The 20,499-nt window shown below is 70.6% G+C and carries 18 protein-coding genes; 4 read left to right on the top strand and 14 right to left on the bottom strand.

Annotation, left to right across the window (positions count from 1 at the left end; all coding sequences use genetic code 11):
• Positions 1 to 5 precede the first annotated feature (5 nt).
• Positions 6 to 968 carry a glycoside hydrolase family 6 protein gene (locus ACIHFB_RS14670; protein ID WP_400126957.1) on the top strand — a complete coding sequence of 321 codons (963 nt, stop codon included), beginning with the start codon at positions 6 to 8 and terminating at the stop codon, positions 966 to 968.
• A gap of 33 nt (positions 969 to 1,001) precedes the next feature.
• Here ACIHFB_RS14670 and ACIHFB_RS14665 read toward each other — a convergent pair whose 3' ends face one another.
• Together ACIHFB_RS14665 and ACIHFB_RS14660 are read right to left on the bottom strand one after the other, a co-directional pair.
• Positions 1,002 to 2,963, bottom strand: coding sequence for a DUF2264 domain-containing protein (locus ACIHFB_RS14665; protein WP_400126956.1), 1,962 nt, complete (start codon positions 2,961 to 2,963; stop codon positions 1,002 to 1,004).
• On the bottom strand, positions 2,960 to 3,994 hold the full coding sequence (locus ACIHFB_RS14660; protein WP_365285852.1) for a LacI family DNA-binding transcriptional regulator: 1,035 nt from the start codon (positions 3,992 to 3,994) through the stop codon (positions 2,960 to 2,962). Before ACIHFB_RS14660 ends, ACIHFB_RS14665 begins: the two co-directional genes overlap by 4 nt.
• A gap of 307 nt (positions 3,995 to 4,301) precedes the next feature.
• Between ACIHFB_RS14660 and ACIHFB_RS14655 the strand changes: the two genes are divergently transcribed.
• From ACIHFB_RS14655 to ACIHFB_RS14645, 3 genes are all read left to right on the top strand, one after another.
• Positions 4,302 to 5,789 carry an extracellular solute-binding protein gene (locus ACIHFB_RS14655; protein WP_365285854.1) on the top strand — a complete coding sequence of 496 codons (1,488 nt, stop codon included), beginning with the start codon at positions 4,302 to 4,304 and terminating at the stop codon, positions 5,787 to 5,789.
• Positions 5,790 to 5,798: 9 nt separating this feature from the next.
• The gene (locus ACIHFB_RS14650; protein ID WP_400126955.1) at positions 5,799 to 6,794 is read left to right on the top strand and encodes a carbohydrate ABC transporter permease; all 996 of its coding nucleotides are present in this window, start codon (positions 5,799 to 5,801) and stop codon (positions 6,792 to 6,794) included.
• Positions 6,795 to 6,899: 105 nt separating this feature from the next.
• Complete coding sequence (locus ACIHFB_RS14645; RefSeq protein WP_400126954.1) at positions 6,900 to 7,649, top strand: carbohydrate ABC transporter permease; 750 nt, start codon at positions 6,900 to 6,902, stop codon at positions 7,647 to 7,649.
• Here ACIHFB_RS14645 and ACIHFB_RS14640 read toward each other — a convergent pair.
• The 12 genes from ACIHFB_RS14640 to ACIHFB_RS14585 all read right to left on the bottom strand — a co-directional run bounded on the left by ACIHFB_RS14640 (position 7,639) and on the right by ACIHFB_RS14585 (position 20,479).
• Positions 7,639 to 8,400, bottom strand: a complete 762-nt coding sequence (locus ACIHFB_RS14640; protein WP_365285860.1) for an Asp/Glu racemase — start codon at positions 8,398 to 8,400, stop codon at positions 7,639 to 7,641. The genes ACIHFB_RS14645 and ACIHFB_RS14640 overlap by 11 nt on opposite strands.
• A gap of 77 nt (positions 8,401 to 8,477) precedes the next feature.
• Positions 8,478 to 8,960 carry a MarR family transcriptional regulator gene (locus ACIHFB_RS14635; protein WP_365285862.1) on the bottom strand — a complete coding sequence of 161 codons (483 nt, stop codon included), beginning with the start codon at positions 8,958 to 8,960 and terminating at the stop codon, positions 8,478 to 8,480.
• Positions 8,961 to 9,034: 74 nt separating this feature from the next.
• Positions 9,035 to 9,883, bottom strand: a complete 849-nt coding sequence (locus ACIHFB_RS14630) for an alpha/beta fold hydrolase (protein WP_400126953.1) — start codon at positions 9,881 to 9,883, stop codon at positions 9,035 to 9,037.
• A 31-nt stretch (positions 9,884 to 9,914) separates the two neighbouring features.
• Positions 9,915 to 10,577 (bottom strand): isochorismatase family protein, encoded by a 663-nt coding sequence (locus ACIHFB_RS14625; RefSeq protein ID WP_400126952.1) that lies wholly within the window; start codon positions 10,575 to 10,577, stop codon positions 9,915 to 9,917.
• On the bottom strand, positions 10,574 to 11,251 hold the full coding sequence (locus tag ACIHFB_RS14620) for an SRPBCC family protein (protein ID WP_400126951.1): 678 nt from the start codon (positions 11,249 to 11,251) through the stop codon (positions 10,574 to 10,576). Before ACIHFB_RS14620 ends, ACIHFB_RS14625 begins: the two co-directional genes overlap by 4 nt.
• A gap of 3 nt (positions 11,252 to 11,254) precedes the next feature.
• Positions 11,255 to 11,800: a (2Fe-2S)-binding protein gene (locus ACIHFB_RS14615; RefSeq protein ID WP_365285870.1), complete on the bottom strand. Its 546-nt coding sequence runs from the start codon at positions 11,798 to 11,800 to the stop codon at positions 11,255 to 11,257.
• On the bottom strand, positions 11,797 to 14,160 hold the full coding sequence (locus tag ACIHFB_RS14610; protein WP_400126950.1) for a xanthine dehydrogenase family protein molybdopterin-binding subunit: 2,364 nt from the start codon (positions 14,158 to 14,160) through the stop codon (positions 11,797 to 11,799). Before ACIHFB_RS14610 ends, ACIHFB_RS14615 begins: the two co-directional genes overlap by 4 nt.
• Positions 14,157 to 15,005 carry an FAD binding domain-containing protein gene (locus tag ACIHFB_RS14605; RefSeq protein WP_400126949.1) on the bottom strand — a complete coding sequence of 283 codons (849 nt, stop codon included), beginning with the start codon at positions 15,003 to 15,005 and terminating at the stop codon, positions 14,157 to 14,159. Before ACIHFB_RS14605 ends, ACIHFB_RS14610 begins: the two co-directional genes overlap by 4 nt.
• Positions 15,006 to 15,059: 54 nt before the next feature.
• A complete protein-coding gene (locus tag ACIHFB_RS14600) occupies positions 15,060 to 16,457 on the bottom strand; it encodes an MFS transporter (protein WP_365285876.1) in 1,398 nt (465 codons plus the stop codon).
• Positions 16,458 to 16,583: 126 nt separating this feature from the next.
• Entirely contained in the window at positions 16,584 to 17,852 is a 1,269-nt protein-coding gene (locus ACIHFB_RS14595) for an FAD-dependent monooxygenase (RefSeq protein WP_400126948.1), read from the bottom strand.
• A gap of 56 nt (positions 17,853 to 17,908) precedes the next feature.
• Positions 17,909 to 18,940 (bottom strand): hypothetical protein, encoded by a 1,032-nt coding sequence (locus tag ACIHFB_RS14590; protein ID WP_365285880.1) that lies wholly within the window; start codon positions 18,938 to 18,940, stop codon positions 17,909 to 17,911.
• A gap of 288 nt (positions 18,941 to 19,228) precedes the next feature.
• A complete protein-coding gene (locus tag ACIHFB_RS14585; protein WP_400126947.1) occupies positions 19,229 to 20,479 on the bottom strand; it encodes an MFS transporter in 1,251 nt (416 codons plus the stop codon).
• Positions 20,480 to 20,499: the final 20 nt, after the last annotated feature.

Here is a 20,499-nt window from a genome sequence, read left to right as displayed (position 1 = left end):
TCACCGTGCGCTGGAACGTTCTGCTCAGAACTGCCCTGATCGGTCTGCTCGTGCTGCCGCTCCCACTCGTCGCGGCCGGACCGGCAGCGGCCGCCAGTCCGATCTCCCTGACGAGCGGCTTCTACTCCAACCCCGACTCCGGCCCGGCCGTCTGGGTCCGGAACAACCCCTCCGACTCGCGAGCCGCGCGTATCCAGTCGGCCATCGCGTCCCAGCCGATAGCCCGCTGGTACACAGGCGGCGAGAGCGGAGGGATCGGACCCGCCGTGGCCGGTTACGTCGGTGCCGCCGACAGCCACGACAAGCTGCCGGTCCTGGTCGCCTACAACATCCCGCTCCGGGACGCGTGCGGCGGCCACTCGTCCGGTGGCGCGGGCAGCGTGGCCGAGTACCGCACCTGGATCTCGACCTTCGCGGCCGCGGTGGGGACCCGCCCCGCCGTGGTCGTCATCGAGCCGGACGCCCTGTCCGACTTCAGCTGCCTGTCCGGTTCGCAGGTCGGCGACCGGCTCGCGATGCTCGCCTACGCCGCCCAGATGTTCCAGCAGAAGGCACCCAACACCTGGGCCTATCTGGACGCCGGACACACCAACTGGGTCGCTCCGGCGACCATGGCGAGCCGGCTGAAGTCCGCGGGCGTGGCCAACGTCCGCGGCTTCTCCGTGAACGTCTCGAACTTCTACACCACCGGCTCCTCGGAGACCTACGGCAACTCGATCAACTCCGCGCTCGGCGGCGGCTCCCACTTCGTCGTGGACTCCAGCCGCAACGGCAACGGCTCCAACGGCGAGTGGTGCAACCCGGCCGGCCGCAAACTCGGTGCCACCCCGCGCGTGGGCGGCGGCGAGGACCTGCTGCTGTGGGTCAAGACGCCGGGGAACTCCGACGGGCAGTGCGGCATCGCCCCGACGGTCCCTGCCGGACAGTTCAGCCCCGCGATCGCGGTCAGGCTCATCGACGGCACGTGATCCAGAAGTACGGCATCCGACCCGACACACCGGTCAACTCGGCGGCCCCAGGCGGACGTTGTCCTGGGTGCCGTCGGGCCAGGTGACGACGGCGAGGGCGGTGCCGTCACCGTCGTAACAGACCTCCAGACGTACGGCTTCGGCGGCACCCGGTCCCTCGACGACTCCGGAGAGACAGACCAACGCGGCGTACACCGCGCCCGGTTCGACCTCCGCCGTCGTGGCGAGCCAGGGTGTCGCCGAGTGTGCGCCGAAGGCATTGGCGTCCCGTGCGGTGGCGATGCCCGCCTGGTCGAAACCGCGCAGCCCGACCACCGTGCTGGACAGGCCGGTCGGGCGGCGCACCCAAGCGGCAGGCCCGGTCTCCTCGTACGCGAGCGGAGGTTCGGTGGCGGCCAGACAGTAGCCGCCGAGCCGTAGCCGCAGCGGTTCCCGGACCGGGCCGTCGACGCGCGCGAGCCGGACCTCCAGCGGGCCGTTCAGCATGGACGCCGTCGTGATCCACGGGCCCGTACGGAACGAGGGCGCGGGCTCGTGGGCGTACGGGACGGGCACAGGGCCGAGCGGCCAGTGGGCCCGGTGCCGGGAGACGGCGGTCCGCACACCGAGGTGCAGCCGGGTCAACGGGCGGCGGTGCGAAGGGCGTCCGTCGGCGTCGAGCAGCGCGATGTGCGAGTCGAGCGGGTCGTTGAGGCTCGCCTCCGCGCTGTCGGGGCCGGCGTGCGAGGCGTAGGCCAGGCGGGCGTACGTCGGATCGTCCGCCTCCATGTCGACGCCGTCACCGAAGGCGTGGTCGCTGCCGTGATTGACCACGCGCACGACCCCGTCCGAGGCCGTGCCGGAGACGAGCCACCCCGGGGCGGTCAGCGTCCGCCGCACGTCCCGGGTCTCGATCGGCAGCGCCTCCTCCTTGTCCGACCACACCGGGTGCTCGGCGGGCAGCACCAGCCCGGCGAAGCCCTTGCTCGACCAGTACGGCGAGCCGGGCCCGGAGTACGGCTGCCGGATCGCCGTGAACTCCCCGTGCCAGCCGAGCGGTTGGAGTCCGCGCTCGTCGAAGCAGTCGGCTTCGGTGAAGTGTCGTAGGACTCCGCTCGCGAGACGGCGGGTGCGGCCCGCCGGCAGGGGAGTGGCGTCGAAGACGGCGCCCACCCAGAGCGGGCAGAGCATCGCGTAGCGGTACGTGAGGGAGCGGCCCTGGTACAGCGGGGCGCCGTCGGCCGCCACGAGGTGCTGGGCGTCGTCGAGGTAGCGGCGGAGCCGGGCCCGGTAGCGGGGGAGCAGGGCGGGGTCGGCGTCGGCGCCGGAGATCCGGCAGTACCACAGGGGGTAGTACTGCATGGCCCAGCCCGAGTAGTGGTCGAAGTGCCGCAACGGGCCGCCTGCACCGCTCCCGTCGGAGTACCAGCCGTCGCCCGCGTACCACTCCTCCGTCCGCGTGATCGCGTGGTCGATGTCGGGCGCACTCCACGGCGCGCCGACCGAGCGCAGGAACGCGGACGTGATCGCACGGAACCACACCCAGTTGTTGTCGGAGACGTCGCTGCCGAGCAGGTCCGTCATCCAGGCGACGATCCGTTGCCGTACGCCGTCGTCCAGCCGGTCCCAGATCCAGAGCCGCGTCTCGTGCAGCGCGATCGCCACAGACGCGCACTCCACCTTGGCCTGTCCGCACTCGCGCATGCTCGGCCAGTGTTCCGGGGAGCCCCGGTCGGTGCCGGCGGCCAGGCCCTCGGCGTACCACTCGGCGTGGCCGCCCGGGTCGGTGTCGCCGGAGCGGGCCAGGCGGAAGCCGGCCAGCAGGAAGGTGCGGGCGAAGCCTTCGAGGCCGTCGCTGTGCCGGCCGTTGCGGCTGGCGGGACCGGGCAGGTGGAGCAGGGCGTGCCGGTCGGTGGCGTACGGGCGGACGGCGGCCAGCTGCGCGTCGGCCAGCGCCTCCCAGTGTGTACGCGTCCAGCCGGTGTACGGGGAGAGGAGCCGGTCTTCCGATGTCAACTGTCCGCCTTTCCGACGGTGTTGAGGCGGGCGGGGGGTGCCACCGACTGGCGTACGACGATGTGCGAGCCGAGCACCACTCGGCGGCTCTGCGGATCGGTGGGACGGCGGTGCAGGGCGAGGCGGGTCGCGGAGCGGCCGAGTTCCTGCTGGGGGACGTGCACCGTGGTGAGCCGTGGGAACACGTCCTCGGCGAGCGGGATGTCGTCGAAGCCGACCACGGAGAGGTCGTCGGGGACCGAGCGGCCCAGGTCGCGGGCGGCGGCGATGGTGCCGGCGGCGCTCATGTCGTTGGCGCAGAAGATCGCCGTGGCGTCGGTGTCGGTGAGCAGCCGGCAGGCCGCCTCGTATCCGGACTCGCGCGTCATGTCGCTCTCGGCGACGAGCGCCGGATCGGGCTTGATGCCGTGCGCGCGCAGCGCCCGTTCGTACCCTTCGAGGCGCTGGCCCGCGACGCTGAACTCGTGCGGGCCCGCCAGGTGTGCCACCCGGGTGTGGCCGGCGGAGATCAGATGGCTGGTGGCGGCGAAGGCACCGCTCTCCATGTCGCACTCCACCACGTCCACCGGCGCCTTCGCGCCCCGCCATGTCCGGCCGCAGAGCACCAGACGGGCGCCGGCCCGGTCCATCCCCTCGGCGGCGGCGGTGAGTTGGGCGAGGTGTTCCTCGGTCTCGGCCATGCCGCCGACCAGGATGATCGCCTCCGCGCCCCGCTGGCGCATCAGGTTGATCACCGACAGCTCGCGCTCCGGGATGCCCTGGGTGGAACAGACGAGGCAGACCCGGCCGTCGGCGACTGCCTGCTCCTCCACCCCCGAGGCGACGTTCATGAAGAACGGCGAGGTGATGTCGTTGACCACCATGGCCACCATTCCCGAACCCGTGGTGAGGGAGCGGGCGTTGGCGTTGACCACATAGTCGAGGTCGTGCACGGCCTGCATGACCCGCTCGTGCGTCGCGGGGGGCGCCGTGTACGCCCCGCTGAGGATCCGCGAGACGGTGGCGACGGACACGCCTGCGCGCGACGCCACGTCACGAATCGTCGCCCGACCTGCGGAACCCCGACCTTGAGCCATGCTCTGCTTCTCCTCGCCCCGGTGAACAGCCGATGTGAGTAACACCGATGAAAAAGTTACACAACTTGCCAAGGTTTCTCCATGGCCCTGGCAGAGGGCTGTCCGGACGGGCTTCCTACGGTCGTGGGAATCGCCCCGCAAAGCCACGTCGAACCTCTTGACGGCTGCGACACGCACCCTTAACGTCCCGGTTACTGTAAACGGTTCAGTGAACGTTACATGCCGTTCGGCATCCCTCTTCTCCGCTTCGGAGGACCACCAGATGACTTCGTCGAACGTCTCCAGACGACGCCTCCTGCACGCCGCCGCACTCGGCGCCGGCACCGTGGCACTGGGCGGCGGCCTGAGCGCATGCAGCTCGGGCTCCCCTTCCTCGTCGGCGGACGCGCTCACCTACTGGGACTGGTACGTCACCCAAGCTCCTTGGGTCGACAAGGAGATGGAACTCTTCGAGAAGGGCCACAGCGGGGTCAGCGTCAACAAGACGACCCAACAGAACGCCAAGTACGCGGACTTGGTGGCGCTCGCCAACCGCAGCGGCAACCCACCGGACGTCTTCATGATCCCGCAGGTGCCCAGCGTCGCCGAGCAGGTCGCCAAGGGCTGGCTGCAGCCCCTCGACGAGTGGGCGACACCGCAGTGGCAGTCGCGCTTCCCCGAGGGCACCTTCCTGGAGGGCGCCAACGTCTTCGACGGCAAGGTGTATTCGGCCCCGTTGAAAGGCTCGGGCCCGCTCTACCAGCTCTACATCCACCACGGCGTCTTCGAGGCCGCCGGGCTGACCAACCCCGACGGGAGCGTGAAGATACCCCGGACCTGGGACGAGGTGACCAGCGCCGCCCAGACGATCACCAAAAAGAGCGGCGGCAAGTCGTACGGCCTCGGCTTCGGCAACGCCGACGGCATCGGCGTCCTCGCCTGGTGGCTGGACCTCTTCGTACGCGGCGCCGGCGCACCCGGCGGCGCCCCCACCGGCGCCGCGACCGGCATGGACCACCGCGTCGGCAAGTGGACGTACGGAACCGACCGCGCGTACGCCGACTTCCTGGAACTGTTCGTCGAATGGAAGAAGCGCGGCTTCTTCCACCCCAACTCCGTCAGCCTCTCCGACGAAGCGGCCCGTGCGTTCTTCGAGCGCGGCAAGTTCGGCATGACCGTCGGCGGCGTGTGGAACCAACCCGAGTGGACCCAGCACAAGTTCACCGACTACAGCCTGGTCACGCTGCCCTCGCCCACCGCGACCCCGAAGGGGTACTACTACGCCGACCCGGTCGGCAACGGCGCCTTCGCCGCGGTCTCCGCCAAGAGCAAGAAGGCCCACCAGGCCTTCCAATGGCTGGACGCGCTGACATCACCCGCCGCCGGGCGCCGCTGGGTGCAGGACCTCAACGGCGTCTCCGTGCACCCCGCGAACAACGACCCGGCCGGCATCGACTCCAAGCCCTTCGCCGCCTTCGTCGGCATGACCGAGCAGGTGCTGCGCGGCCCGGTGCCCCTCGTGCGCAACCCCGAGCTGGCCGGTGTCGCGCCCGGCGCCCCCAAGCCGGACATCAGCGATGTGGTGACCGGTGTCTACACCGGCCAGATCAAGGACGTGCAGAGCGAGTTGAGCAGCCTGGCCGACAAGAAGTTCCAGATCCTCTCCGACGCGGTCGCCGCGGTGGCCAAGCAGGGCAAGAAGGTCAGCACGTCCGACTACGTCTTCGCGGACTGGGACCCGACCAAGCCTTACACCACGAAGAAGGCGTGAGCAGCCACGATGTCACTCCTCGAAACCCGCGAGCGTCGACGAACGCGCCCGAGCGCACCACCGGTCGCCGCCCGGAACGGCCTCTGGCACCGCATCCGCGCCGCCAAGTGGTCGTACCTCTATCTCGCCCCGATGGCCGTGCTGTTGCTGGCCTTCGTGATCTACCCGATCTTCGCCTCCTTCGGCTACACCTTCTACCGCTGGAACGGCATCGGCGAACCCGGCGACTACGTGGGCCTCGCCAACTTCCGGCAGATCCTGCACGACCGCATCTTCTGGGGTGCCGTCCGGCACACCTTCGTCTACGCCTTCGTGCTCGTCCCGGTGCAACTGCTGCTGGCCCTGGCGCTCGCCCTCGTACTGAACAACCCGAAGCTCAAGTTCGCACTGTTCTTCCGGACCGTCTACTTCATCCCCGTCGTCACCTCGGCGGCGGTCGTCGGCGTGGTCATCCAGCTCATGCTCGCCAACTTCGGTGACTCGGCGGGCAGTCTGCTGGCCAGGACCGGGGTGAGCAACGGGCACGTCGACTGGCTCGGCGACCCGAACACCGCCCTGGCCGTGATCATCGCGATCGGCATCTGGCACACCCTCGGCTACAACCTCGTCTACTTCCTCGCCGGGCTCCAGACCATCCCGGCGGAGCTGTACGAGGCGGCGAAGCTCGACGGCTGCGGACCCGTCCAGTCCTTCTTCCGCATCACCATCCCGATGCTGCGCCAAGTCGGCGTCGTCATCGTGGTGTTGGCCTTCATCGGCAGCTTCCAGGTCTTCGACCTGGTGCAGGTACTCACCGGCGGCGGCCCGTTCTTCGCCACCGAGGTCGTCAACACGTACATCTACCACCTGGCCTTCGGCGGTGCCGCCGGCGCCGCCGCCCAGCCCGACGTCGGTCTGGCCTCCGCGGCCTCATTCCTCTACGGACTGCTGCTCATCGTCTTTTCCGGGCTACAGGTCCTCGCCCTGCGCCGGATCAGCCGCCGGCGCACGGCCGCCCACCAGTGAAGGAGCGACGATGTCCACCCTGACCCCACGGCTTCGCCAAGGCCGCCGAGGTCTCCTCTATCTCGGGCTGCTCGCCGGCGGCCTCATCTGGCTCTACCCGTTCCTGTGGCGCTCGGCAGCTCGCTGAAGAGCACCGACGGCTTCTTCTCCGGCGGGCTGAACCCGATCCCGTCCGAGTTCCACTGGTCCAACTACAGCGAGGCCTGGACACAGGCGGACTTCAGCCGGTTCTTCGTCAACACGGTCCTGTTCGCCATGGGAACGGTCGTCGTCACACTGCTCGCCACCTCCATGGCCGGCTATGTCCTGGCCCGCACCGACTTCCCCGGCAAGAAGATCTGGCTGGGTCTGGTCGGAGTGACGCTCTTCCTTCCGCACGGCTACACGATCATCCCGGTCTTCGACCTGATCCAGCGGCTCCATCTCCTCAACACCCTCTGGTCGGTGATCATCGTCCAGTCGGCGGGCGGGATGGTCTTCGGCACCTTCCTGTTCATGGGCTACTTCACGACCATCGACCGGGGTCTCGAGGACGCGGCCCGTGTGGACGGGGCGAGCTTCCACCAGATCTTCTGGCGGATCATGCTGCCGCTGTCCGGGCCGATGCTGGCGACCGTGGGCCTGTTCGCCTGCATCACCGCCTGGAACAGCTTCTTCATCCCGCTGGTCTTCACCCTCTCCCGCCCCGAACTGCACACGCTGTCGGTGGGCATGTTCAACTTCATCGGCCAGAACTCCACCGCCTGGACCCTGGTGTGCGCGGGATCGGTCATCACCCTGCTGCCCATCGTCCTGATCTTCGTCGTGCTCCAGCGGTTCTTCATCAACGGGCTGGCCGGGGCGGTCAAGCAGTAGCGACCTGCCCGCCGAGCAGGCTGCCCGCGCCGGGAACGACCGTGGGCAGGCCCAGCTCGACGAGGATGCGGTACGCCGTGGCGGTGGCCGCCGAGAGCACCGGCAGCCCCGCCGCCTCCTCCACCGGCTGGATCGACGGCAGCGAGGGCATCTGGACACAGGCGGACAGGACGAGCGCGTCGGCCCGGGACAGGTCCAGTCGCGTCCAGTGCTCGCGCAGATCGGCGGGGTCGAGGCGGGCGACGGCCAGGTTGTCCGGCACCTCCAGGCTCAGCGCGTCCACGACCTCGATGCCCGCGGCCTCGATGTAGTCCGCCACCAGTTGGGTGAGCGGCTTCAGATACGGCGTGACGATCGCGACCCGCCGGGCGCCCAGGGCGCTGATGCCGTCGAGCAGGGCGCCGGCGCTGGACACCACGGGGGCCTGGGAGCCCTCGGCGCGCAGCACGCCGGTGATCTCGTCCTCGGCGGTGCAGTGGTAGCCCGGCCCCTGCGCCATGATCGCCACGAGGCAGGCCGTGGCGACCACGTCCGGCCGGGCGTCGGCGAGCTCCAGTGCCGCGCGCCCGGTCTGCGCGTTCATGGCGCGCAGCTGCTCGGGCGTGACGTGCTGCATGCGCATACGGCTGCTGTGGAAGACGAACCGGTCCTCCGGAACCACGGTCTCGCGCTGCCGCATCATGCGCGGCAGTTCCGTCTCCATGGTCAGGTTCGAGCTGGGCACGATCATGCCGATGTGGTGGTCGGTCACGGAGTCCTCCGGGTGTCCTGCGTACGCGGGTGCGTACGGTGGTCGGCGACCGGGGATCCGCTGTCCGCGGCGGCGGGCTACGAGTCCTCGGCCAGTCCCTCCCAGTGGTCGGCGAGGGACGTGAGCAGATGCATGACTTCTTCGCGCCGCTCGGGGCCGAACGGTCCGAGCAGCCGTTCGTCCAGTTGGCGCGCGCGGCGGTTCGCGCCCTGAAGGGCCTGTTCGCCCTCCTCCGTCAGATGGAGCAGCTTGCGCCGGCCGTCGTCGGCGGCCGTCCTGCGTACGATCAGGCCCCGGTTCTCCAGCCGCCGGGCGACGTCCGCCATCGTCGAGGTGTCCAGGGAGACCGCGGACGCCATGGACCGCTGGTCGCTCCCCGGCGCCGCCTCCACAGCCTGGAGCACAGCGAACTGCGGCCCGGTGAGCGTCGGGTCGACAGCACGGATCCAGACCGCGAGATAGGCCTGGTAGAGGCGGCGCACCTGGTAGCCGGGCGCGGCGGTGAGCGCTGGGGGAGGCCCAGGAGGCGCGGATGTCGGGGTTGCGGTTTCGTCTCCCATGGAGCCCACTTAAGCACGGCGCTTGATCGAGTCGTCAGCCGGACCTGCGGTCTCGGGGAACCTGTGTGCAGGCGTCACGTCAGCATCGGGAGCAGCGCTTGGCGCAGCGCCGTGAGTGCGGCGGGCGGGTTGTCCCAGAACAGCATGTGGCCGGCGTCCGGGATCTCGGCCAGTACGGCCGACGGCAGCCTCCGGGCCGCCTCCGCCGCGCCCTCCGCGGTGACGACCGGACTGTCCGCGCCGTACAGCAGTGCCGTGGGTCCGGGAACGGAGGGCCACCAGTCGAAGAAGTCCTCGCTCTCGAAGCCGTGGTGCGTGGCCGTGACGGCCTCCGTGTCACAGCTCGCCAGCCAGCGGGCCCGCAGCTCCTGCTCACGGCGCGGCCAGCGCGGCCAGGACCGGGCCACCTCGTCCGCGTCGGTGCCGCGCCGCGCCTGCGCCAGTTGGTCGAGGAAGGCATCCAGGGGTGTCGGATAGGGCCCGCGCCCGGGGCCGCTCATCGGCGGGTCGCCCAGCACGGTGCCCCGCAGCCCGACCTTCGCCCGGACGGCGGTCACGGCCGCGATCCGGGCGCCCATGGAGTGTCCGAAGAGGACCGGCCGGTCGAGGCCGAGGCCCGCGACGACGGCCTCGGTGTCCTCGGCGTACTCCACCAGCCCGTACGTGCCGCCGCCGTCGGACAGTCCGCGCCCGCGGACGTCGACCACCAACGGCCGGACCAGAGACCGCAGTTCGCGGGCCACGAAGTCCATCGAGACGGCCGGGCTGGTGATGCCGGGCAGCACGACCAGCGGGACGCCGTCACCTCCGTAGTCCAGGACATGCAGGCGGGTGCCGCCCGAGCGGACCCAGCGGCTGGTGGCGGGGACGTCCGCGAGATCGGCCAGCGCGGGCTGCGACAGGAGGCGGGTGGGTGGGGGCATGGGGTTCTCCAATGGTGCGGAGCAGATGGGGTTACGGGGCTGTCCTCGGCAGTCCGTCGAGATACCCGACGGCGTCCTTGACGCCGATCACGTCGCCGTACTTGGCCTGGATGTCGAAGAGGTTCGCCTCGTGCGGGCCGGGTGCGCGGTCGCCGACGCACTCCTGCGGCACCAGCACCGAGAACCCGGACTGCACGGCGTCCACGGCGGTGGCCCGTACACAGCCGCTCGTAGTCGCCCCGCAGACCAGTACCGTGTCGCAGCCGAGGCCGGTCAGCAGGGCGGCCAGGGACGTACCGAAGAACGCGGAGGCGCCCTTCTTCACGATCAGATGGTCCTGCGGCGCCCGCGGCAGCCGCGGGTCGAGAGCGACCTCCTCGCTCCCTTCGACCAGGCTCCGCATGCCCTGCGCCTTGTGCAGCCAGGTCACGGCGTCGCCCGCCGCCTCGGCCGGTGTGTAGGAGATCGCGGTGAACACCACCGGCACGCCGGCCGGACGCGCCGCCGCGATCAAGTCGCTTGTGGCGCCCACGACTTCGGTGAGGTCGGCCCCTGAGGGGAAGCCCTGTTCGGTGAAGCCGCGCGTGAGGTCGACGACGATGATCGCGGGGCGGCTGCCGCGGCGCACGGGCGCGCCGAACCCGGCCCGCTCGTAGGTCCGTTCCGTCTCCTGACCGTACTGCGCCTCGCTCATGACGTCCTCCGCAGGGCCCGCAACTCCCGGGCCTGGGCGCCGAGTCGACCGAGCAGCCAGCCCTCCAGGACACCGAAGGCGAACGCCCCCGCCACCAGGCCGTACTTGGCGGCTCGCGGCCCGAGCAGCATCGCCAGGCCGTCGAGATCGGAGTCCTGCGCCAGGGCGGGCTGTGCCACGGCGGGTGCGGTCGGAGCACTCGCGGCCGGCGAGGAGGTCCCGGTCGCCCGGTCCTGGTCCAGCAGGCTCCCCAGGTTCCGCGCGAACTGCTGGAGGATCCGGTCCGACACCGTGACGATCGCACCCTTGCCGAACTGGACGATCTTGCCCCGGATCACCAGGTCCGTGGAGAGCTGGAGCAGCGCTCCCTCGGGTGCCGCGAGGATGTCCAGAGAGACCTCCGCCTCCGCGTCCCCGCTGCCGTGGGTGTCCGTACCGCGTGCGTGTACCCGCAGTCGCCGCTTCTCGGCGTCGATCTCCAGGAAGCGGACGGTGCCCGCGTAGGAGGCGCTGATGGGACCCACCCGGATCTTCACCCGGCCCCGCCAGGCGTCGCCGTCCTGCCCGTCGAGCGTGGCGCCCGGCATGCAGGACGCGACCCGTTCCACGTCGTTCATCAGGGCGAAGACGTCATCGGGAGAGGCCTTGATCGGCACTGTGTTGGTGAGCTGCATGCGTCAGTGCTCCTTGGTGGCAGAGCTGTCACAGAGGTGGGCGCAGGCCCCGCGGCGGGCCGTCGCGCAGGCGTCGATCGCCTCGACGATGGTCTGGTAGCCGGTGCACCGGCACAGATTCGAGGCGACCACTTCGCGGATCTCCTCCTTGCTCGCCTCGGGCTGCTCGGCGAGGAACCCTTCGGCGAGCATCAGGAACCCGGGCGTACAGAATCCGCACTGCAAGGCGTGGTGCTCGGTGAACGCCCGTTGCAGATCGTTCAGCCCGCTGTCGGCGTCCGACAGCGACTCGACCGTGCGGATCCGGGCCCCTTCCGCCTGCGCCGCGAACATCAGGCAGGCGCGTACGGGCCTGTCGTCGACCAGGACCGTGCAGGCGCCGCAGATGCCGTGCTCGCATCCGACGTGCGTCCCCGTCAGCCGCAGGTCGTGCCGCAGTACGTCGACGAGGGTGCGGCGGGGTTCGGTGACCACGTCGTGCCGCTCACCGTTGACGTCGAGGGTGATGAGCTGGAGGTCCGGATGGGTTACCACGGGGTCGGTGTTCATGAGGACGACTCCAGGCTCGGGGCGCTGCTGAGGGCGCGGTGCACGGTCTCGGGGGTGATCGGGGTGTGGTCGAGTTCGACGCCGGTCGGGCGCAGGGCGTCGTTGACTGCGTTGAGTACGGCGGCGGGCGCCCCGATCGTGCCGCCCTCGCCGGCACCCTTCGCACCGGTCTCGGTGAACGCGCAGGGCGTCTCCAGATGGTGGATCAGCACGTCGGGGATCTCGTGCGCGGTGGGCACCTTGTAGTCCATGAAGCCGGTCGCCGACGGCTCGCCCTGCGCGTCGTACGTCACCTGCTCGAACAGCGCGCCCGCGATGCCCTGCGCGATGCCGCCCCGGCACTGCCCCTCCACGACCTGCGGGTTGATGGCGACCCCGCAGTCCTCGACGCACACGTACCGCAGGATCTCCACCTGCCCGGTGCCCGCGTGGAGTTCGACGACGCAGGCATGGGTGGCGTTGGAGAAGGTCCCGTCGTTGAAGACGTCGAAGGTGGCGGTGGCCGACAGGCCGGGCTCGATGTCCTTCGGGAGCAGGTGGGCCTGGAGGTAGGCGATGTCGGCGATCTCCTCGTAGGTGAGGACGTCGGGCGCGTTACGGCGGCGGGCGGCGCCGTCCGCCAACTCCACCTCTTCCGGGGCGACTTCCCAACGGGAGGCGGCGATCGCGCACAGCTTGTCGCCGAGCTTCGCGGCGGCCAGGCGTACGGCGCTGCCGCCGATCGTGATGGAGCGGCTGGCGAAGGTGCCGAAGCCGTAGGTGATGCGGTCGGTGTCGCCCTGATGGATCCGCACCTTGGCGATGTCCAGGCCGAGTGCGTCGGCGACGATCTGCGCCATCGTCGTCTCGTGGCTCTGTCCGTGGTTCATGGTGCCGGTGGTGAAGGTGACCGTGCCGCTGGTGTCCATCCGCACCTCGGAGATGTCGAAGCCGGGCACCACCTTCATCTTGCGCTGGGCGAAGGCCGAGGAGCCGTAGCCGGTGCGCTCGCTGAAGCACGAGTAGCCGATGCCGATGTGCCGGCCCTCGGCCGCCGCCGCTGCCTGCTTCTCGTACCAGCCCTCCTCCCGGACGAGCAGCTCGCACAGGTTGAGCGACTCCAGGTAGGAACCCGGGTCGTAGGTGATGCTGTTGACGCCCGTGTACGGGAAGTCGGTGATGACGTTGCGGCGGCGGATCTCGACCGGATCCAGGGCCAGTTCGCGGGCTGCGCGCTCGAAGAGCCGCTCCATGACCATGACGTACTGCGGCCGGCTCACGCCGCGATACGGCCCGGTGGGCGCCTTGTTGGTGGTGACCGCCCGGCCGCGCACCCGGTACGCGGGCACCTTGTAGACGCCGGGCATCTCGGCGGACGCCATCAGCGGCTCGATGCCCGCCGTGAAGGGGTAGCAGGAGTAGGCGCCCATGTCGCAGACCACGTCCGTGTCGAGCGCGAGGATCCTGCCCTCGGCGTCGAAGGCCGCGCGCGCCCGGTAGTGCTGTTCGCGGGCGAGGAAGGACGCGGTCAGGGCGTCCTTGCGGTCCTCGATCCACTTGACCGGTCGGCGGAGTCGCAGCGCGGCAGCGGCGGCGGCGATCTCCTCGCGGCCGACGACGCACTTCTGGCCGAACCCGCCGCCCATGTCGGGCACCACGACCCGCACGGCGCGCTCGTCGATGCGCAGACAGCGGGACGCCACCGTCCGTACCTGGTGCGGGATCTGGGTGCATGTGTGCAGGACGAGCTGCTCCTCGCGGTCGTCCCAGTCCGCCACGGCGCCCCGCGTCTCCAGCGGCAGCGCGTTCTGCCGTCCGGTCCTCGCGTCGACCTCGACGACACAGGCGGCCGAGTCGAAGATGCGGTCGATGCCGTCCGTGGCGAAGAGCGAGACGTCCACCAGCGTGTTGTGCGCCGCCTCGGCGTGGACGAGCGGGGCGCCGTCCGCGAACGCCGCCTCCTCGGACATGACCGGGGGCAGGGTGTCGTACGAGACCTTCGCCGCCTCCAGGCCGTCCTCCGCCGCGTACGCGTCACGGGCCACGACGATCGCGATCGGCTCCCCGACGTAGCGGACCTTGTCGCGGGCCAGGACCGGCATCGCGGTCGGTACGAACTCCGAGAGCGGGCGCCCCAGTTGAGCGACGATGTCGCCCAGCTCCAGGTCCTCGGCCGTGAACGCCGCGACGACGCCCGGGACTTCGCGCACCGCGGACAGGTCCACCGAGGCGAGCTCGGCGTGCGCGACCGTGCTGCGTACGAACTGGGCGTACAGCATGCCGGGCAGCGCGATGTCGTCGACGAACCGGCCGCGCCCGGAGAGCAGCCGTGGATCCTCGCGGCGGTGCACCGCCCTGCCCACCAACTTCTGTTCGTTCATGACGACATGGCCTCCTCGCAGGCGCGCCGGACCAGGGTCCGTACGAGTTGCTTGCGGTAGTGCGTGCTGCCGGACGCGTCGGCGGGCGGCTCGACGGCCTCCGCGGCGGCGGACGCGCACGCCTCGAAGGAGCCGCCGTCGGCCAGTACGGCCTCCGCCTCCGGCACCCGGACGGCGGCGGACGCCACCCCGCCGAGCCCGACCCGTCCGGAGCGCACCTCACCGTCCTCCACATCGAGGTCGACGGCGGCGGCCACGAGGGCGAAGTCACCGCGCCGCTCGGCGAATTCGGTGAGCGCGGCGTGCGGCGCGGGACGGGGGAAGACGACCTCGACGAGGAGTTCGTCCGGGTCGAGGGCGGTCGTGTAGTAGCCGAGGAAGAATTCCCCGGCCGTGATCGTGCGCTGTCCCCGCGGCCCGCGTGCCACGAACTCCGCGCCGAGTGTCATCGCGAGCAGGCACCACTCGGCGGTGGCGTCGCCGTGCGCCATGCTGCCGCCGACCGTGCCGCGGGTGCGGATCGGGAGGTGCCCGATCCACGTCATGGTCCTCTTCAGGACCTCGAAGCCCGCCCCCAGCACCCCGGCCGGGTCTCTCTCCACCGTGTGGTGGGTGGTGAGTGCCCCGATGCGCAGTCTGCCGTCGGCGTCCCGGTGCATCCGGTCCAGTTCCCGCAGTCCGCCGATGTCGACGAGGTGCCGCGGCCGGGCCAGCCGGTAGTTCATCATCGCGACGAGACTCTGTCCGCCGGCGATGACCTTGGCGTCGTCGCCTAGCTCGGCCAGCAGGCGCCCGGCGCCGTCGACGTCGCGGGCCCGGTGGTACTGGAAGGGGGCGGGCTTCATGGTCCTCCTGTCGTACGTTCGTCGCACCCGAGCGCGGGCGCTGTCCCGGACGGTTCAGATCGCCGCCTGCTCGGGGACGGCCCGGGCCGTGGCGGTCGGCGTCTCCTCCTCATCGGCGTCCAGGACCCTGCCCTTCGTCTCCGGCGCCGCGACCGCCATCCACACGACCGCCAGCAGCACCGCGATCCCCAGCACCGCGAAGGTCATCGGCAGCCCCAGCACGGGCCACATGAGCGAGCCGAACAGCATCGGGGCGAATCCGGTGAGCGCCCGGCTGACCGACGAGGCCCAGCCGAAGCCGCTGGCCCGCAGTTCGGTGGGGTACAACTCGGAGGCGTACGCGTACAGGACGGGAATCGTGAGCTGGATCAGGAAGCCGAAGACGGCGATCGCCACGACCGACCCGGTCGGCATCTCCATCACCAGCGCGAACACGACCAGCGCGAGGGACGCGACCGGCGCCGAGATCCCGATGAGCCACTTGCGGCCGACGATGTCGACGAGGGCCGTGGACACCAGCACACCGACGATGCCGACACCGCTCATGAGCGTGGTCTTCATGAAGGCCGCCGTGTCACCGAGACCCTCTTCCCGCAGGATCGTCGGCATCCAGCTCAGGGCCGCGTAGTAGACCAGCATGATGGTGGCGAACAGCAGCCAGGCCGCGGAGGTGATGCGCGGGCTGAAGCTCCAGATGCGGCGCAGCTGCTCGGCCGCGGCGGCCACGCCTCGCGGGCCGGTCTCGGCGACGGGCTCCGGAATCGTGTACGGCACCACGGGGGCGCCGGTACGGGCGACCAGGTCGTCGATGACCTTCCGGGCCTCCGTCTCGCGGCCCTTCTTCGTCAGGTAGATGGGCGACTCGGGGATGCCACGGCGTGCCCAGAACAGCAGCAGCGCGGGCAGGACCATCGTCGCCAGCATCCACCGCCAGTTCCCGTCGACCGCGAGCAGCGCCGTCGACACGAACCCGCACAGCGTGACGCCAACCGGCCACCACACATCGAGCCCGGTCAGGATCCGGCCCCGGTACTTGCGCGGCGAGAACTCGCTGACCAGTGCGTAGTCCACGGGGATACAGCCACCGAGGCCGATGCCCGCGAGGAAGCGCAGCGCGAGGAAGACGGGGTACGTGGGCGAGAGGGCACCGAGGACGGAGAACAGGGCGAAGATCAGCAACGTGACGCTGAAGGCCTTCTTCCGGCCGATCCGGTCCGCGACCGAGCCCCAGGCGATGGCACCGACGGCCATGCCGACGAGGTTGGCGGTCGCGACGAGCCCGCGATCGCTCAGCGAGAGGTCGAACTGCTCACCCACGAGCGGCATGAGGAAGCCGTTCAGGGCGATGTCGTACGCGTCGAACAGGTAGCCGAGGCCACCGATGATGAAGATCTTTCCCTGGACGGGCCATCTCCAGGGCAGTTCCTGAACGATCTGATCGCCTGTTTTCACGTTCGCTCCACGGTGTTGCGTGTCTGATACGTGCCGCACGATTGCGGACGCGCCTTTTCGCGGGGCTCCGGCGTGCGGACCGGAAGGTGCGGGGGGTGGCGGTCTTGAGGGGGGGAGGGGGCAGGCTCAGCGGGCGAACGGGTACGAGAACGCGCCGAGATCCGGGTCGTTGAGCGGGGTGCCCGACCACAGCCAGTCGTAGGACAGGTCCGACTCCCCGTCGAAGTTCTTCAGCTTCTCGTCCCTGGCCCGCTGCTCGGGGCCGTCGGGCAGGTGGTAGAAGGTCTTGTTCCGCAGCGACGCCTCCTGGACCATGCCGGCGTGCTTGGCGCGCCGGTCGACGTAGCGGCGCAGCGCTCCCTCGACTCCGTCGGCCGTCACCGCGCCGAGTTCCTCGGCCAGTACGGCGGCGTCCTCCATGGCCTGCGAGGCGCCCTGTGCCTGGTAGGGGAGCATCGCGTGGCAGGCGTCGCCGAGGAGGGCGATACGGCCGTCCATCCACACCGGGTCGCGGCGCCGGTGGTGGAGCGCGAAGACGGAGACGTCCTCCTTCGCCTTGGACAGCATGGCCGGCACCCGGTCGTCCCAGCCGGGGAACGCGTCCACGAGGTCCTGTGCGGTCGCGGGCACGCTCCACTTCTCGGCGACCTCGTCCGTGCACGGCACGCACGCCACGACGTTGAGGTACTCGCCGCCGCGGATCACGTAGTGCACGAGGTGCCGGTCGGGGCCGTACCAGATGGTGCTCTGGTAGCGGTCCATGAGCCAGCGCGTCGCCGGGTCGGCGGCGATCAACTCGCCGGGGATCAGGGCCCGGTAGGCCATCTCGCCGGAGAACTCCAAGGTGTCGCGCAGGCCCATCAGGTCACGTGTCCGCGAGCGGATGCCGTCGGCGCCGATGATCGCGTCCCCGGTGTACCGGTGCCCGTCGTCGGTGACCGCCACGGGACGTTCGGGGTCCGTGCGGTCCAGTTCGACGACCTTGCTCGCGGTGTGCACCTCCACGACCGGGCCGGGTCCGTGCGGATCGAGGCACGCGTCCAGCAGGATGCGGTGGAGATCGGCCCGGTGATAGTGCCAGTAGGGCGCGTTGAACTCGTCCTTGCAGCGCTGCCCCAGCGAGGTCAGCGCGACGATGCTGCCGTCCTTCCACCGGCGTCGCACCTGGTCGAGCGGCTCGGTGTGGATGGCCTCCATCTGGCGGCGCAGCCCCAGCCCCATCAGCACCCGGCTCGCGTTGGGCGCCGTCTGGATGCCCGCGCCGACCTCGCCGAGCTCGGCCGCCGCCTCCAGGACGGTGACCCGCAGACCACGCTGCCGAAGGGCCAGCGCGGCGGTGAGCCCGCCGAGACCTCCTCCGACGACGGTGACTTCGTACGACTGGCTGGACGCCACTCTTCCTCCAACTGGCGGGCGTAAAGGGGTAGTTCGTGCGCACGACCGGCGTGCGGTCAGCCGTCGGTGAGCTTCCCGGCGGTGACGACCTCGACGTCGTCGACGGTGACGGTGCAGCCGCGCATGGCGATGTCGAGGTGGGCGTACGACTCACGTCCGAGGACCGGATGCGGGCCCGTCGACCACAGGAAGTTCCCGGCGAAGGCGCGGGCGTCCATGCCCATCAGGTCGTCCTTGCCGTACATGGCGGTGGCGAACCAGTCGGCGGTGCGCATCAGGCCCCAGCCCATGTGGGAGAGGCTGCGCGCCCACTCGTCCTGGGCGTCCTCGAAGAAGGTCGACAGCAGTTCGGCCTCGGCGCCGCCGGACACCTTCTCGATGTGCCCGCCCGCGATCTGGAGGGTGACGGGGGAGCGGACGTACTCCTTGAAGGGCAGCAGGATGTCGCCCTCGGCGAGCACGATCTGCCCGTCGGAGATCTCCGGCCAGCACAGCACCATCGTGCTGGGCCAGTGGTCCCAGCGGCCCGGGTCGTCGGCGAAGCCGCACTGGAACTCCGGCTTGGATCCGGCGAGTTGGACGGTCAGGTCGGTCCCCGCCTCCGAGGTGACCCGCATGACGGACGACCGCTTCAGCAGGTCGACGCCCTCCAGCACCTCGGCCTTGTCGCCCTCCTTGGGGAGGTTGCGGATCAGCACGTCGGGGGCGTCGCAGACGAAGATGATGCGGGTGCCGGCGCGCAGGATCTCCTGCTGGACCGGCGCGTGGATGAAGCCCTCGCGGGTCAGGTCGACGACCAGGTCGGCCGATTTCAGCAGGTCCTGCGCGGTGCTGTCGTTGAGCACGGAGACCAGGCCCGGACCCGCACCGGTGTGGGTGCTGGGCATCGGCGCGGGGCTGCCGCCCGGCACGGTCGCGGAGATGACATGTGCCCCGCACGCCTTGGCGGCCCCGAAGGCGGCCGCGACGTAGTCGCCACGGCTGCCGGGCTCGGACAGCACCACGACGTGCTCGCCGCTGCGCAGCTTGCACAGCTGAAGCTCGCGCGTGAAGGCGTCGAGCAGGTCGACGGACGAAAGATCGAACATGGGCTTCCTCCAGGGTTCGCAGAGGGGTACCGATCGCGCCCCCGCGGGCTGCGGACATGGCGCAGACACACTCCGGGCGCACGGCGGAAGGGGCGGGGACAGACGGGGAGTGGGGGAGCGGAGGCAGGGCGGATGGACCCTGCGATACATGTGTTGACCAGCAGTTTCGGGGCGGTGGGGTGTCGCCCGACATAGATAATCCGAACACGTACTATCTCTGCTTGGCAAGGGGTTGTGCGTCGAGTTAACACGGTTATTTCATGACGGACCGTCAGGGAAATCGCGAATTCACGACCCGACCTCGGCTTCGTGCGCGCGTCGTTCCCGGCCCGCGGGCCGGGAGAAATGGCGGCCGGCGGCCAGGAGGAGAACCGCCAGGGCGGCCGGTGCCGCGTAGGCGAGACGGAACTCGCCGGTGGAGCCGAGAAGCCCGCTCACGGCGCCACCGGTGACCACACCCGCGTAGTTGAAGAGGTTCAGCCGTGCCAGGACCGTCTCCGAGGCGTCGGGGCGCAGCCGCGCGGCGGCGGCCAGACACAGCGGGGCCAGGACGGACGCCCCCAGACCCACCGTGCCCGCCGCGAGAACGGCGAACAGCCAGCCCGGCGCGGCGGCCATGCCGGCCAGTGCGCCCGCGACCAGCAAAGAGGCGGTGCGTACGACGGCCACCGCGCCGAACCTCTGCACCAGCCGGTCGGTGGCGGCTCGGCCGACGACCGTGCCGGCCTGGTAGGCCGCGTACGCCATCGGTGCCACCGTGAGGGACGCGGCGAGTGTCTGGCGCAGGTAGACCGCCGACCAGGCCGAGACGGTGGAGTCCACGACGTAGACGACGAGGAGGACCAGGCCGAAGGGGAGGAGCCGGGCCCACATACGGCGCCCCAGCGGCGACTGCACCGAGGTGTCGGACGGCTCCGAGGGCTCCGGCGGCTCCGACGGCTCCCCGGCGGTGGGAAGGGTGTGCGTGCGGACACAGGCGGCCACGATCAGGAGGATGCCCGCCTGTACGGTCAGGCCGTCGGCGACGGGCCACTCCAGCCGGGCCGCCGCGGCGGTGAGCAGGGCCGCGACGACGCCGCCCACACTCCATGCCGTGTAGAAGGATCCGAAGATGCTGCGGCCGTGGACGCGTTCGATCGCGGCTGCCCGGGTGTTGATCCCGACGTCGAGGGCGCCGACGGCGATCCCGAAGAGGACGTACGCGCAGACGGCGGTCGCCCGGCCGGGGGCCCACCCGATCAGCATCAGGGCGACGGCGGCCGTCAGCAGGGCCCCGCGCATCGTGGAGACGGGACCGGCGACGCGGATCGCGGCAAGACCCAGGAAGCTGCCGGCCCCTGCCATCAGAGCCACCGTCACCATCAGGGCGGTCGTCAGCAGCGGAGCCAGTCTCAAGTGTTCGGTGACGGCGGGGACGGTCGTGTACACGGCGGCGACGGACATGCCCTGTGCGGCGAACGTGACGGTCGCGACCCTGCGGGCGCCGGCCTTGCCGGCAGGGCGCCCGGCCTGCGCCCGGCCTGGAGCGGTAAGGGGCATGCGCACGACCGTAGCCAGGC

The sequence above is a fragment of the Streptomyces sp. NPDC051963 genome (assembly GCF_044593495.1).
Classification (GTDB): Bacteria; Actinomycetota; Actinomycetes; order Streptomycetales; family Streptomycetaceae; genus Streptomyces.
The sequence above is the reverse complement of the archived record's forward strand: the minus strand, read 5'-3'. Positions and strand labels throughout refer to the sequence as shown.

What these genes read in the sequence shown, in the direction of transcription:
- ACIHFB_RS14655 (WP_365285854.1), top strand. Translation starts at nt 4,302, where the DNA reads ATGACTTCGTCGAACGTCTCCAGACGACGCCTCCTGCACGCCGCCGCA.
- ACIHFB_RS14650 (WP_400126955.1), top strand. Translation starts at nt 5,799, where the DNA reads ATGTCACTCCTCGAAACCCGCGAGCGTCGACGAACGCGCCCGAGCGCA.
- ACIHFB_RS14635 (WP_365285862.1), bottom strand. Translation starts at nt 8,960, where the DNA reads ATGGGAGACGAAACCGCAACCCCGACATCCGCGCCTCCTGGGCCTCCC.
- ACIHFB_RS14630 (WP_400126953.1), bottom strand. Translation starts at nt 9,883, where the DNA reads ATGCCCCCACCCACCCGCCTCCTGTCGCAGCCCGCGCTGGCCGATCTC.
- ACIHFB_RS14625 (WP_400126952.1), bottom strand. Translation starts at nt 10,577, where the DNA reads ATGAGCGAGGCGCAGTACGGTCAGGAGACGGAACGGACCTACGAGCGG.
- ACIHFB_RS14620 (WP_400126951.1), bottom strand. Translation starts at nt 11,251, where the DNA reads ATGCAGCTCACCAACACAGTGCCGATCAAGGCCTCTCCCGATGACGTC.
- ACIHFB_RS14615 (WP_365285870.1), bottom strand. Translation starts at nt 11,800, where the DNA reads ATGAACACCGACCCCGTGGTAACCCATCCGGACCTCCAGCTCATCACC.
- ACIHFB_RS14610 (WP_400126950.1), bottom strand. Translation starts at nt 14,160, where the DNA reads ATGAACGAACAGAAGTTGGTGGGCAGGGCGGTGCACCGCCGCGAGGAT.
- ACIHFB_RS14605 (WP_400126949.1), bottom strand. Translation starts at nt 15,005, where the DNA reads ATGAAGCCCGCCCCCTTCCAGTACCACCGGGCCCGCGACGTCGACGGC.
- ACIHFB_RS14590 (WP_365285880.1), bottom strand. Translation starts at nt 18,940, where the DNA reads ATGTTCGATCTTTCGTCCGTCGACCTGCTCGACGCCTTCACGCGCGAG.
- ACIHFB_RS14585 (WP_400126947.1), bottom strand. Translation starts at nt 20,479, where the DNA reads ATGCCCCTTACCGCTCCAGGCCGGGCGCAGGCCGGGCGCCCTGCCGGC.